Below are 12,855 nucleotides of genomic sequence, written 5' to 3' on the forward strand. Positions count from 1 at the left end.
AGGCATGACCGCAGTGCAGAAGATCAAAGTGTTGTGCGTCGACGACTCGGCGCTGATCCGCAGTCTGATGACCGAGATCATCAACAGCCAGCCCGACATGATGGTGTGCGCGACCGCGCCCGATCCGCTCGTCGCGCGCGAGCTCATCAAGCAGCACAACCCCGACGTGTTGACGCTCGACGTCGAAATGCCGCGCATGGACGGGCTCGACTTCCTCGAGAAGCTGATGCGCCTGCGGCCGATGCCGGTCGTGATGGTGTCGTCGCTGACCGAGCGCGGCTCCGAAATCACGCTGCGCGCGCTCGAACTCGGCGCGGTGGATTTCGTCACGAAGCCGCGCGTCGGGATTCGCGACGGCATGCTCGACTACGCGGAGAAGCTCGCGGACAAGATCCGCGCGGCCGCGCGCGCGCGCGTGCGCCAGACGCCGCAGCCGCACGCCGCCGCACGCGCGGCGAACGGCCAGCCGGCCGCGCCGATGTTCAACAACCCGCTCGTCAGTACCGAGAAGCTGATCATCATCGGCGCGTCGACGGGCGGCACCGAGGCGATCCGCGAGGTGCTGACGCCGCTGCCGCCCGACGCGCCCGCCGTGCTGATCGCGCAGCACATGCCGCCGGGCTTCACGAAGTCGTTCGCGCAGCGGCTGAACGGCCTGTGCCGGATCGCGGTGAAGGAAGCCGAGCATGGCGAGCGCGTGCTGCCCGGCCATGCGTACATCGCGCCCGGCCACGCGCACTTGCTGCTCGCGCGCAGCGGCGCGAACTACATCGCGCAGCTGTCCGACGATCCGCCGGTGAACCGCCACCGGCCGTCGGTCGACGTGCTGTTCCGCTCGGCGGCGCAGCACGCGGGCAAGAACGCGATCGGCGTGATCCTGACCGGCATGGGCCGCGACGGCGCGGCCGGGCTGCTGGACATGAAGCGCGCGGGCGCCCACACGTTCGCGCAGGACGAGGCGAGCTGCATCGTGTTCGGCATGCCGCGCGAGGCGATCGCGCTCGGCGGCGCGGACGAAGTCGCGCCGCTCGCCGAAATGAGCCGGCGCGTGATGGCGCGACTCGCTACGATGGGCGATCGCGTGCAGCGCGTCTGAACGAAATGTCTCCGGGCATGTACGATGCTGCATGCCCTGACGGTAACGAATCTGCAAAGGAACGACGATGGACAAGAGCATGAAAATCCTGGTGGTGGACGATTTCCCGACGATGCGCCGGATCGTCCGCAACCTGCTCAAGGAGCTCGGCTACACGAACGTCGACGAAGCCGAAGACGGCGCGGCCGGCCTCGCGCGGCTGCGCGGCGGCGGCTTCGACTTCGTGATCTCGGACTGGAACATGCCGAACCTCGACGGCCTCGCGATGCTGAAGGAAATCCGCGCGGACGCGACGCTCACGCACCTGCCGGTGCTGATGGTCACGGCCGAGTCGAAGAAGGAGAACATCATCGCGGCGGCGCAGGCCGGCGCGAGCGGTTACGTCGTGAAGCCGTTCACAGCCGCGACGCTCGACGAGAAGCTGAACAAGATCATCGACAAGATGGCCAAGGCCGGGAGCTGACGTGAACGAGCCGATCCATGCGGCGCTCGCCGGCGCGGCGATCAACGCCGACGGCCATGCCGAAGGCGCCGATTTCGCGAGCGACAGGATCCTCGCGCGCATCGGCCAGGTCACGCGCGCCTTGCGCGATTCGATGCGTGAGCTCGGGCTCGACAAGCACGTCGAGCGCGCGGCGGAAGCCGTGCCCGACGCCCGCGACCGGCTGCGCTACGTCGCGACGATGACCGAGCAGGCGGCCGAGCGCGTGCTGAACGCGATCGAGATCGCGAAGCCGGTGCAGGAGCGCATCCAGAACGAAGCCGAGGCACTCGACGCGCGCTGGGCGCAGTGGTACGCGGCGCCGATCGAGCACGCGGAAGTGCGCGAGCTGATGGACGACACGCGCACGTTCCTGCACACGCTGCCCGAGGCCGCCTCGGCGACGAGCGCGCAATTGCTCGAGATCATGCTCGCGCAGGACTTCCAGGATCTGACCGGGCAGGTGATCAAGAAGATCATGGACATGGTCTATCTGATCGAGCAGCAACTGCTGACCGTGCTCGTCGAGAACATCGCCCCGGAGCGGCGCGAGCAGTTCGCGGCCACCGCCGCCGCGCTCGCCGCCGAGCAGGTCAGCTCGACCGGCAGCCCCGCGTCGTTGCTGAACGGCCCGCAGATCGCGCCGGAAGGCAAGTCCGACGTCGTGCAGGATCAGGCGCAGGTCGACGACCTGCTCGCCAGCCTCGGTTTCTGACCGGGCACACCCGTCGCGCCCGCGGCCCCTCCGTTGCATGGAGCGGCCCGGTGCGGCGCGCATGCGCAGTATTCACATCGCCCGGATCGCCGCGCGGCATCGCTTCGCCTTGCCCTGCCTCGCGCGACATGCTGCGACGCATCATGCGGCACCCATTTGACATTCCGACATACTCCGCAGGCATACTACGCGTCAGCAGCAATGAAGCGTCATTGTGAAGACTCCAATTCGTAGCCGGCGGTGCCGGACGGTTCGGTATCGCGGCGACGAAGCCAGTCCCTTGGGGGGGAATGTGAAACTGAAACGCTTGGGCTGGGCCGTCGCGCATGCGGCGGCTGCAACGGGTGTGCTGTGGTCGATCCACGCACATGCCGAACTGGGCGGCGCACCGATGTCGCCGCCGGCGGACGATCATGCCGCCACCGTGCGCGCGCTGCAGCGCGCGATGCGCTCCGCCGACGGCGTCGTGCAGCCGAGCGCGGCCGCATACACCGTGCGCGAGATCACGCTCGGGTCGGGCACCGTCATCCACGAATACACCAGCGCGGCCGGCAGCGTGTTCGGGCTCGCATGGCGCGGGCCGAGCATGCCGGACCTCGAATCGCTGCTCGGCAGCTATTTCCCGCAGTACACGGCGGGCGTGCAGGCGGCGCACGCGGCGCACGGCTGGCGCGCGCCCGTGTCGGTCGCGACCAGCGGCCTCGTGATCCGCACCGGCGGCCACATGGGCTCGTTCGCGGGCCAGGCATGGCTGCCCGCGGCATTGCCGGCCGGGCTGACCGGCAACGACATCCAGTGACGGCGGGAGAGCGACCTTGAACATTTCTCGTACCTTCAAGCGCTGGCTCGGCGTGCTGGGCCTGGCCGCCGCGACGGCGATGCTCGTCACCGCATGCGGCGGCGGCGGCGACAGTGGCGGCAGCACCAGCGGCGGCGGTAGCGGCGGCAGCAGTGGCGGCGCCTCCAACGTGTCCGACGGCAATACCGCGAACACGGCCGTGATCACGGTCGGCCCGGGCGCCGCGCGGGTGATCAACATCCCGACGGTCAATGTGAAGATCTGCGTGCCCGGCACGTCGACCTGCCAGGTGGTCAACAACGTGCTCGTCGACACCGCGTCGTACGGGCTGCGACTCGTCAGCAGCGCGCTGACGTCGGGCGTGTTGAACGGCCTGCCGCAAATCACCAGCGGGGGCGCGCCGGTGGCCGAGTGCGGCAAGTTCGTGTCGAGCTACACGTGGGGCTCGCTGCGCACCGTCGATCTGTCGATCGGCACCGAGCAGGCGCCTGCGCTGCCGGTGCAGATCATCGGCGACCTCGGCACGGCCAACGTGCCGGCCTCGTGCTCGAACAACGGCGCGCGGACCTCGGCGAACACGACCGGCGATCTCGGCGCGAACGGCATCCTCGGCATCGGGCCGGCGCCGCTCGACTGCGGCGCGACCTGTGCGACGTCGACGTCGCCGACCTACAACAACTACTACGCGTGCCCGAACGGCAACGCGAGCTGCACGGTCGCGCTCGTGCCGACGTCGCAACAGGTCGCGAACCCGGTCCATCACTTCGCGACCGACAACAACGGCGTGATCGTGCAGATGCCGACCGTGTCGAACAGCGGGCAGGGCAGCGCGACGGGCCTGCTGACGTTCGGGATCGGCACGCAGAGCAACAACGCGCTCGGCGCATCGACGCAGCTGACGTCGACGAGCGCCGGCGACGTCGATGCGACCTTCCTCGGCAGCAGCGTGACCGCGTTCTTCGACACCGGCTCGAACGCGTACTTCTTCAACGATGCGGCGCAGACGACGTGCTCGACCAACACGCAGTTCTACTGCCCGTCGTCGACGGTCACCTATTCGGCGACGCTGACCGGCAAGAACGGCGCGAGCGGTGGCGTGTCGATGCCGGTGGGGAATGCGGATGCGCTGTTCGCGGCGCCGTCGACGTTCGTCTACAACGACATCGCCGGCCCGTTCGGTCCGAGCGGCTGGCTCGACCTCGGCATGCCGCACTTCTACGGCAAGACCATCTACTTCGGGATGGACAAGACGGCCAGCGGCGGCGCGCAGCCTTACGTCGCGTTCTGAACGCGCGCGGCTGGCGACACCGGAAAGGGGGCGAGCGATCGCCCCCTTTCTCATTGCGCGGGCACCGGGCGTGCTACGGAGCGCGGCGCCGCGCCGCCGCCGCGCAGCGCCTACGATATAAGACCGGCGCCGGTGCCGGGACGACATCGAGGAGGCACTGCCATGACCCAGCGTATCCAGCGCATCACGCCGTTCCTGTGGTTCGACCGCGACGCCGAGGCGGCCGCCCGCTTTTACGTGTCGGTGTTCGACAACGCGCGCATCGTCGACGTCGCGCGCTACGGCAAAGCGGGTGCGCAGGCGGCCGGGCAGGCCGAGGGCGCGGTGATGACCGTCTCGTTCGAGCTGGACGGCCAGGCGTTCCTCGCGCTGAACGGCGGCCCCGCCTTTCCGCTGACGCCGGCCGTGTCGTTCGTCGTCAACTGCCGCGACCAGCGCGAGATCGACCGCTACTGGGCCGCGCTCGCCGAGGGCGGCGACGAGCGCGCGCAGCAGTGTGGCTGGCTGCGCGACCGCTTCGGCGTGTCGTGGCAGGTGGTGCCCGTGCAGATGCCCGAGCTGATGGCCGGCGACCCGGCGCGCGCCGAGCGCGTGATGGCGCAGGTGCTGCGGATGAAGAAGCTCGATCTGAGCGTGCTGGAGCAGGCGGCGGCCGGTTAGCGGCGGCACGGCGATTTGCTGCGCCGTTTCAGGCCCGTGCGCGATGCTGGTGGCATGCCTGTTGCGAATGGGCGGTAAATCCGTCGCGGCATCGGCGAGCCGATTATCGGCTGTGCAGCGTTTCATGCCGCCGTAATCGAATTGTGGATTATCTTTTGGTTATTCGTCGCGCGGCGCGGCGATTATAAGCGCCGCGGGGCACGCGGCTGGCGGTTCTCCCGGAGCGCCGGCGCGGACGGTGCGGCAAGCATTGAGCGATGCGCGAAAAGAGATGCAATACCCGGAACTTGATATTTATAATGCCTTCGTTGTTTCCGCGGTCGACGATATAAAACGAGAGGGCAATAAAATGAATTTCGGTGAAGCCGTGCGTTCCGCACTCAATCAATACGCAAAATTCGACGGCCGGGCGCGCCGCGCGGAATACTGGTATTTCGCGTTGCTCACGGGCATCGTGTCGATCGTCTGTCAGGTGGTCGCCGCGGCCGCCGAGGACCCGAGCGCGATCGCGATGCTGCTGATGGTCGTCGTCGCGCTCGCGTCGCTTGCGCTGGTATTGCCCAGCCTCGCGGTCACCGTGCGCCGCCTGCACGATACGGACCGCTCCGGCTGGTTTGTGCTGATCACGCTCATCCCGCTCGTCGGCGCGATCGTGCTGCTCGTGTGGATGTGCGCGCGCGGCACCGAGGGCCCGAACCGCTACGGTCCGGATCCGATCCCGGCTGTCTGAGCGGGGCCGGGGGCGGCCTGGCGGCCGGTTCCGGGCGGGTTGGGCTCCGGCTCGCGCCGGGGCCAACACGCAGACCAACGCTGGGGCGGTGATTCGGTCGCTGGCTCAGGCTTAAATACTCCGGCCCGCCCGCCGTCCGCTCCCACCGCCCACCGCCGCCTCAGCCTCAGCCTCAGCCTCAGCCGGCCCGCCAACCCTCGGCTCCCTCCATCCCCACCGCATTTCCCCCGCATCGCCCACCCGCGAACGCGTTTCCCGCCGCCGCAGCATCCCCCCATCCATCGCCGAACCCCCGCCGCCCACCGCCTGCCGCACGCCCTCACCCGATTCCCCGAAATACCCCCCTTTCACGGCTTTGCTCGACCGATCGGCGTTTGACGCGCGCATGAATAATCGGTGTCACTGGAAAACGGCATTTCGCCGTACCCGACTGGAGGCCCCGTGGCAGACGAGAGCGATCTCGACAGAACCGAAGCCGCCACTCCGAGACGCCGCGAGAAGGCGCGCGAGGAGGGGCAGGTCGCGCGTTCGCGCGAGCTGGCTTCGTTCGCGCTGCTCGCGGCCGGGTTCTACGGCACGTGGCTCGTGTCGGGGCCGTCGGGCGCCCATCTGCAGACGATGCTGCGCAGTGCGTTCACCTTCGACCGCGCGACCGCGTTCGACACGCACCGGATGCTGTCGGCCGCCGGCACGGCGAGCGCCGAAGGCCTCGCCGCGGTGCTGCCGATCCTCGCCCTCACGGGCCTCGCCGCCCTGCTCGCGCCGATGGCGCTCGGCGGCTGGCTGATCTCGCAGAAGACGTTCGAGCTGAAGTTCGACCGCCTCGACCCGATCGCGGGCCTCGGCCGCATGTTCTCGATCCAGGGGCCGATCCAGCTGGCGATGTCGGTGGCCAAGACGATGGTCGTCGGCGGCATCGGCGGAGTCGCGATCTGGCGCAGCAAGGACGAGCTGCTCGGCCTCGCGACCCAGCCGCTCGGCGCGGCGCTCGCCGATGCGCTGCATCTGGTCGCCGTGTGCTGCGGCACGACGGTCGCCGGGATGCTGGTGCTGGCCGGTCTCGACGTGCCTTACCAACTCTGGCAGTACAACAAGAAGTTGCGCATGACGAAGGAAGAAGTGAAGCGCGAGCATCGCGAGAACGAAGGCGATCCGCACGTGAAGGGCCGCATCCGCCAGCAGCAGCGCGCGATCGCGCGGCGCCGGATGATGGCCGCCGTGCCGAAGGCCGACGTGGTCGTCACCAACCCGACGCACTTCGCGGTCGCGCTGCAATACACCGACGGCGAGATGCGTGCGCCGAAGGTCGTCGCGAAGGGCGTGAACCTCGTCGCCGCGCGCATCCGCGAGCTCGCGGCCGAGCACAACGTGCCGCTGCTCGAGGCGCCGCCGCTCGCGCGTGCGCTGTATCACAACGTCGAACTCGAACGCGAGATTCCCGGCTCGCTCTACTCGGCCGTCGCCGAGGTGCTCGCGTGGGTCTATCAGCTGAAGCGCTTCCGCTCGGAAGGCGGCGCGTTCCCCGCCGCGCCCGTCGACATCGACGTGCCGGCCGAGCTGGACAAGGGCGCGTCGGTATCGGCCGACGACGCGCGTGAAGAAGCCGAGGACGCGCTCGGCAAGCAAGGAAACGCGGCATGAGCACTCCGACCACCGGCCTGTTCGCGAAGCGCCCGAACCCGTTCGCCGGCGCGAACCTGCGCGGCCTCGCGGGCCCGGTCCTCATCTGCATGATTTTGGGGATGATGATCCTGCCGCTGCCGCCGCTGCTGCTGGATCTGCTGTTCACCTTCAACATCGCGCTGTCGGTGATGGTGCTGCTCGTCAGCATGTACACGATGAAGCCGCTCGACTTCGCCGCGTTCCCGAGCGTGCTGCTGTTCTCGACGCTGCTGCGCCTGTCGCTGAACGTCGCATCCACCCGCGTCGTGCTGCTCGAAGGCCACACCGGCCCCGACGCGGCCGGCCAGGTGATCGAGGCGTTCGGGCACTTCCTCGTCGGCGGCAACTTCGCGGTCGGCATCGTCGTGTTCGTGATTCTGATGATCATCAACTTCATGGTGATCACGAAGGGCGCGGGGCGGATCGCCGAAGTGTCCGCGCGCTTCACGCTCGACGCGATGCCCGGCAAGCAGATGGCGATCGACGCCGACCTCAACGCGGGCCTCGTCAACGAAGAGCAGGCGCGCAAGCGCCGCCAGGCCGTCGCGCAGGAAGCCGAGTTCTACGGGTCGATGGACGGCGCGTCGAAGTTCGTGCGCGGCGACGCGATCGCCGGCCTGATCATCATGGCGATCAACGTGATCGGCGGGCTGATCGTCGGGATGGTCCAGCACGACATGAGCTTCGCGGCGGCCGGCACCAACTACACGCTGCTGACGATCGGCGACGGCCTCGTCGCGCAGATCCCGTCGCTCGTGATTTCGACGGCGGCTGGCGTGATCGTGTCGCGCGTCGCGACCGACGAGGACATCGGCACGCAGATCACCGGCCAGCTGTTCACCAACCCGCGCGTGCTGACCATCACCGGCGCGATCATCGTGCTGATGGGCCTGATCCCCGGCATGCCGCACTTCGCGTTCCTCGCCCTCGGCGGCGGCGCGATCTGGCTGGCGCGCACGCAGGTGCGCCGCGCGGCGGCCCGCAAGGCGGCCGGCGACGTGACCGAGATCGCGCCGCCCGCCGCGCTGCCGAGCGACAGCCACGAGGCGACCTGGGACGACGTGCAGCTGATCGACCCGCTCGGCCTCGAAGTCGGCTACCGGCTGATTCCGCTGGTCGACAAGAACAGCGACGGCGAGCTGCTCAAGCGCATCAAGAGCATCCGCAAGAAGTTCGCGCAGGAGATCGGCTTCCTGCCGCCGGTGATCCACATTCGCGACAACCTCGAACTGCGGCCGAACGCATACCGGATCGCGCTGAAGGGCGTCGAGATCGGCGCGGGCGAGGTGTTCCCGGGCCAGTGGCTCGCGATCAACCCCGGCCAGGTGACGGCCGCGCTGCCCGGCGCGGTGACGCAGGACCCGGCGTTCGGGCTGCCGGCCGTGTGGATCGACGTCGCGATGCGCGAACAGGCGCAGGTGTACGGCTACACCGTGGTCGACGCGAGCACGGTGGTCGCGACGCACCTGAACCATCTGGTGGTGCAGCACGCGGCCGAGCTGCTCGGCCGTCAGGAAGTGCAGTCGCTCGTCGAGCGCACCGGCAAGGACGCGCCGTCGCTCGTCGAGGACCTGATCCCGAAGACGATCTCGCTCACCACGCTGCAGAAAGTGCTGCAGAACCTGCTCGAGGAAGGCGTGCCGATCCGCGACATGCGCACGATCCTCGAGTCCGTGTCCGAGCACGCGGGCCGCGGCGACGCGTACGAGATCACCGCCGCGGTGCGCCTGTCGCTCGGCCGTGCGATCACGCAGCAGTGGTATCCGGGCGCGGGCGAGATGCAGGTGATGGGCCTCGACTCGAATCTCGAGCGCGTGCTGTCGCAGGCGCTCGCGACCGGCGCGAACCCGGGCCTCGAGCCCGGCCTCGCGCACAACCTTCTGACCGGCACGCAACAGGCGATGCTGCGTCAACAGAATCTCGGGCTGCCGCCGGTGCTGCTGGTGCAGCACGCGCTGCGCGCGATGCTCGCGCGCTTCCTGCGCCGCAGCCTGCCGCAACTGAAAGTGCTGTCGTACGCCGAAGTGCCGGACACACGCACGATCAAAGTCGTTAACGTCATCGGGGGTTCCGCTTGAACATTCGCAAATTCACCGGCGCGACGAGCCGCGACGCGCTGCGTCTCGTGCGCGAGGCACTCGGCGCCGATGCCGTCGTGCTGTCGAACCGCACGCTCGATGACGGCAGCGTCGAAATCGTCGCACTCGCCGACTCGGATCTCGCCGCGGTCGCGCCGCAGGCCGCCGCACGCGTGCGCGCCGCCGCGCCGCGCATGCCGGAATCGGTGCCGGCCGCCGCCGTGCCGGGCATCGTGACGCGCCCCGGCGCGACGTTCCCGCGCCCGGTCGTCAATCCGGCCGTCAATCCCTACGCAGCCGGCGACGGCGGGCTGCCCGACGTGTTCTCGTCGGTGTTCGGCGCGAGCGCCGACACGATCCAGACGTCCGAAGCGGCCGCCTTCGATGCCGCCCACCACGCCGAGGCGCAGTCGAGCGCCGCGGCAGCGTCGTCGGCCGAGCCGGCGTCGGCGCCGGCCGCCGGCGCGCCCGCCGCAGCGCCGGCCGAACCGGCCGCATGGCTCGTCGAGCATGCGAAGCGCCTCACGCAGCAGCGCGAAGCGCTCAACGCCCGCCTGCAGGGCGCGCCCGCCGCGCCCACGCGTGCACGCCACGACGCGGCACCCGCGGCGCCGGCCGGCTGGGCGCGCGACATCGTGCGCGATGCCGAGCGCCGGATGGCGCCGCCTGCGCGTGCGAACGACGCCCGCGCCGAGAAGCCGGCCGAGCGCACGCGCCTGCCCGCCGATGCGGCCGCCGCGGTGGCCGATGCGGTGAAGGTGCGGATCGAAAGCATCGTCAACGACACGGTGATGAACGAGCTCGGCGCGATGCGCGGGATGATGGAGGAGCAGTTCGACAGCCTGATGTGGCATGACCGCCAGCGCCGCAGCCCGGTGCACGGCGCGCTGACCAAGCATCTGTTCTCGGCCGGTTTTTCCGCGCAGCTGGTGCGGATGCTGGTCGACAACCTGCCGTCCGGCGACGGCGCGCAGAGCTTCGAACAGGCGGCCGAATGGGCGCAATCGGTACTCGCCGCCAACCTGCCGGTGCTCGAAAGCGAAGACGCGCTGATGGAGCGCGGCGGCGTGTTCGCGCTGATGGGGCCGACGGGCGTCGGCAAGACCACCACCACCGCGAAGCTCGCCGCGCGCTGCGTGATGCGCTTCGGCGCGAGCAAGGTCGCGCTGCTGACCACCGACAGCTACCGGATCGGCGGCCACGAGCAATTGCGCATCTTCGGCAAGATCCTCGGCGTGCCGGTGCATGCGGTGAAGGACGCGGGCGACCTCGCGCTCGCGCTGTCCGAGCTGCGCAACAAGCACATCGTGCTGATCGACACGATCGGCATGAGCCAGCGCGATCGCGCGCTGTCCGACCAGATCGCGATGCTGCACGGCGCGAACGCACCGGTGCAGCGCCTGTTGCTGCTGAACGCGACGAGCCACGGCGACACGCTCAACGAAGTCGTTCAGGCATACCGCAGCGCGGGCGAGCATCCGCACGGGCCGACGCCCGATCTGGCCGGCTGCATCCTGACGAAGCTCGACGAGGCGACCCATCTCGGCGGCGTGCTCGACACGGTGATCCGCTACAAGCTGCCGGTCCACTACGTGTCGACCGGCCAGAAGGTGCCGGAAAACCTGTACGTCGCGTCGACCCGGTTCCTGCTGAAGAGCGCGTTCTGCGTGCCGCGCGACGGCTCGCCGTTCGTGCCGCAGGACGAGGACATGCCGACGCTGCTGTCCGCGCTGACCGCGCGGTCCACCGCCGAACTGCACGAGGTGCGATTTGGATAAACGGATCATCGACCAGGCCGAAGGACTCCGGCGCCTGCTGGCCGGGCGGGCGTCGCGCATCGTCGCGGTGACGGGCGGCCCGCTGGGCGTCGGCTGCACGGCGGCCGTCGTGAATCTGGCAGCGGCGCTGAGCGCGCTGGGCAAGGACGTGCTCGTCGTCGACGAGCGCACCGACGTGCATTCGGCCACGGCGACGCTCGCGGGCGCATGGCTGCGCGACGGCGACCGCACGCGCACGCCGGCCGGCTTCGCGCTGTGCGCGGCCGCGGGCTTCGCACGCGACGGCTACAGCGACGAGCAGCTGAGCGACTTCGTCGACGGCCAGGCCGACATCGTGCTGGTCGATGCGCAGCTCGGCGCGGACGGCGCGTTCTCCGCGCTCGCGCGCGAGGCGCACGACGTGCTGATCGTCACGCGCGTGGCCGCGCAGGCGATCACCGAGGCATACGCGTGCATGAAGCGCCTGCATTTCGCGCACGCGGTCGCGCAGTTCCGCGTGCTGACCAATCACGTCGGCAGCCACGCGGACGCGAAGACCGCCTTCGACAACCTCGCGGGCGTCGCGAGCCGCTACCTGACGGTGTCGATCGCCGATGCCGGCTGCGTGAGCGCCGATCCGCTCGTCGAGCACGCGCGCGAGCTGATGCATACCGCGGTCGATGCGTTCCCGTCGTCGGTCGCCGCGCGCGACTACCGGCAGATCGCCGGCGACCTGCTGTACTGGCCGATGCGCCCGCGCCCCGGCTCCGGCCGCGCCGTGCACGGGGGCGGCAAGCCGTCTTACGAGGCCGGTGCGGCGCACGCCGCGTGAGCGCCACCGCAAGGAGAGAGCCATGATGTACAACGCTCAAGGAAAGATGACCCAGGCCGACGTGCTCGCGCAATACGCGCCGCTCGTGCGGCGCCTGGGCCTGCAGCTCGTCGCGAAGATGCCGGCGAGCGTGGACCTCGACGACCTGATCCAGGCCGGCATGATCGGCCTGATGGACGCGGCCGGCCGCTACAAGGAAGACCAGGGCGCGCAGTTCGAAACCTACGCGACCCAGCGCATCCGCGGCGCGATGCTCGACGAGCTGCGCAGCAACGACTGGCTGCCGCGCAGCCTGCGCAAGACGTCGCGCGAGGTCGAACACGCGGTGCACCAGGTCGAGCAGCAGCTCGGCCGTTCGGCGAGCGAGGCCGAGATCGCGCAGCACCTGAAGATGCCGCTCGACGAATATCAGGAGATGCTGCAGGACCTGCACGGCAGCCAGCTGATCTACTACGAGGATTTCGACCGCGCGGCCGACGACGAGCCGTTCCTCGACCGCTATCGCGTCGATCACGCCGATCCGCTGTCGGCGCTGCTCGACGACCATCTGCGCGGCGCGCTGGTCGATGCGATCGACCGGCTGCCCGAGCGCGAGAAGCTGCTGATGTCGCTGTACTACGAGCGCGGGCTGAATCTGCGCGAGATCGGCGCGGTGCTCGAAGTGAGCGAGTCGCGCGTGTGCCAGCTGCACAGCCAGGCGGTCGCGCGCCTGCGCGCGCGGCTGCGCGAGCAGGCGTGGGTCGGCGCGGAGAACTGA

General features: G+C 69.5%; 12 protein-coding genes. All 12 read left to right on the plus strand.

What is annotated here, in order from left to right; translation table 11 throughout:
* Positions 1 to 4: 4 nt before the first annotated feature.
* The 12 genes from MYA_RS00880 to MYA_RS00940 all read left to right on the plus strand — a co-directional run bounded on the left by MYA_RS00880 (position 5) and on the right by MYA_RS00940 (position 12,855).
* Positions 5 to 1,096: a protein-glutamate methylesterase/protein-glutamine glutaminase gene (locus tag MYA_RS00880; protein ID WP_011882911.1), complete on the plus strand. Its 1,092-nt coding sequence runs from the start codon at positions 5 to 7 to the stop codon at positions 1,094 to 1,096.
* Positions 1,097 to 1,163: 67 nt separating this feature from the next.
* Positions 1,164 to 1,559: a chemotaxis response regulator CheY gene (gene cheY, locus MYA_RS00885; RefSeq protein ID WP_006754880.1), complete on the plus strand. Its 396-nt coding sequence runs from the start codon at positions 1,164 to 1,166 to the stop codon at positions 1,557 to 1,559.
* Position 1,560: 1 nt separating this feature from the next.
* Entirely contained in the window at positions 1,561 to 2,292 is a 732-nt protein-coding gene (cheZ, locus tag MYA_RS00890) for a protein phosphatase CheZ (RefSeq protein ID WP_011882912.1), read from the plus strand.
* A 292-nt stretch (positions 2,293 to 2,584) separates the two neighbouring features.
* Positions 2,585 to 3,091 carry a DUF2844 domain-containing protein gene (locus MYA_RS00895; protein WP_011882913.1) on the plus strand — a complete coding sequence of 169 codons (507 nt, stop codon included), beginning with the start codon at positions 2,585 to 2,587 and terminating at the stop codon, positions 3,089 to 3,091.
* Between the two features lie 16 nt (positions 3,092 to 3,107).
* Positions 3,108 to 4,379, plus strand: a complete 1,272-nt coding sequence (locus tag MYA_RS00900) for a DUF3443 domain-containing protein (protein ID WP_014722238.1) — start codon at positions 3,108 to 3,110, stop codon at positions 4,377 to 4,379.
* 162 nt (positions 4,380 to 4,541) lie between these two features.
* Complete coding sequence (locus tag MYA_RS00905; protein ID WP_011882915.1) at positions 4,542 to 5,039, plus strand: VOC family protein; 498 nt, start codon at positions 4,542 to 4,544, stop codon at positions 5,037 to 5,039.
* A 349-nt stretch (positions 5,040 to 5,388) separates the two neighbouring features.
* Positions 5,389 to 5,769, plus strand: a complete 381-nt coding sequence (locus MYA_RS00910) for a DUF805 domain-containing protein (protein ID WP_011882916.1) — start codon at positions 5,389 to 5,391, stop codon at positions 5,767 to 5,769.
* Between the two features lie 441 nt (positions 5,770 to 6,210).
* Complete coding sequence (gene flhB / locus MYA_RS00920) at positions 6,211 to 7,410, plus strand: flagellar biosynthesis protein FlhB (protein ID WP_011882917.1); 1,200 nt, start codon at positions 6,211 to 6,213, stop codon at positions 7,408 to 7,410.
* Positions 7,407 to 9,509: a flagellar biosynthesis protein FlhA gene (flhA, locus tag MYA_RS00925; RefSeq protein WP_011882918.1), complete on the plus strand. Its 2,103-nt coding sequence runs from the start codon at positions 7,407 to 7,409 to the stop codon at positions 9,507 to 9,509. Before flhB ends, flhA begins: the two co-directional genes overlap by 4 nt.
* Positions 9,506 to 11,287 carry a flagellar biosynthesis protein FlhF gene (gene flhF, locus MYA_RS00930; protein WP_014722239.1) on the plus strand — a complete coding sequence of 594 codons (1,782 nt, stop codon included), beginning with the start codon at positions 9,506 to 9,508 and terminating at the stop codon, positions 11,285 to 11,287. Before flhA ends, flhF begins: the two co-directional genes overlap by 4 nt.
* Positions 11,280 to 12,098 carry a MinD/ParA family ATP-binding protein gene (locus MYA_RS00935; protein ID WP_011882920.1) on the plus strand — a complete coding sequence of 273 codons (819 nt, stop codon included), beginning with the start codon at positions 11,280 to 11,282 and terminating at the stop codon, positions 12,096 to 12,098. Before flhF ends, MYA_RS00935 begins: the two co-directional genes overlap by 8 nt.
* 22 nt (positions 12,099 to 12,120) lie before the next feature.
* Positions 12,121 to 12,855 carry an RNA polymerase sigma factor FliA gene (locus MYA_RS00940; RefSeq protein WP_011882921.1) on the plus strand — a complete coding sequence of 245 codons (735 nt, stop codon included), beginning with the start codon at positions 12,121 to 12,123 and terminating at the stop codon, positions 12,853 to 12,855.

It is taken from the genome of Burkholderia sp. KJ006 (genome assembly GCF_000262695.1).
GTDB lineage: Bacteria > Pseudomonadota > Gammaproteobacteria > Burkholderiales > Burkholderiaceae > Burkholderia > Burkholderia vietnamiensis.

What these genes read in the sequence shown, in the direction of transcription:
- MYA_RS00880 (WP_011882911.1), top strand. Translation starts at nt 5, where the DNA reads ATGACCGCAGTGCAGAAGATCAAAGTGTTGTGCGTCGACGACTCGGCG.
- cheY (WP_006754880.1), top strand. Translation starts at nt 1,164, where the DNA reads ATGGACAAGAGCATGAAAATCCTGGTGGTGGACGATTTCCCGACGATG.
- MYA_RS00905 (WP_011882915.1), top strand. Translation starts at nt 4,542, where the DNA reads ATGACCCAGCGTATCCAGCGCATCACGCCGTTCCTGTGGTTCGACCGC.
- MYA_RS00910 (WP_011882916.1), top strand. Translation starts at nt 5,389, where the DNA reads ATGAATTTCGGTGAAGCCGTGCGTTCCGCACTCAATCAATACGCAAAA.
- flhA (WP_011882918.1), top strand. Translation starts at nt 7,407, where the DNA reads ATGAGCACTCCGACCACCGGCCTGTTCGCGAAGCGCCCGAACCCGTTC.
- MYA_RS00940 (WP_011882921.1), top strand. Translation starts at nt 12,121, where the DNA reads ATGATGTACAACGCTCAAGGAAAGATGACCCAGGCCGACGTGCTCGCG.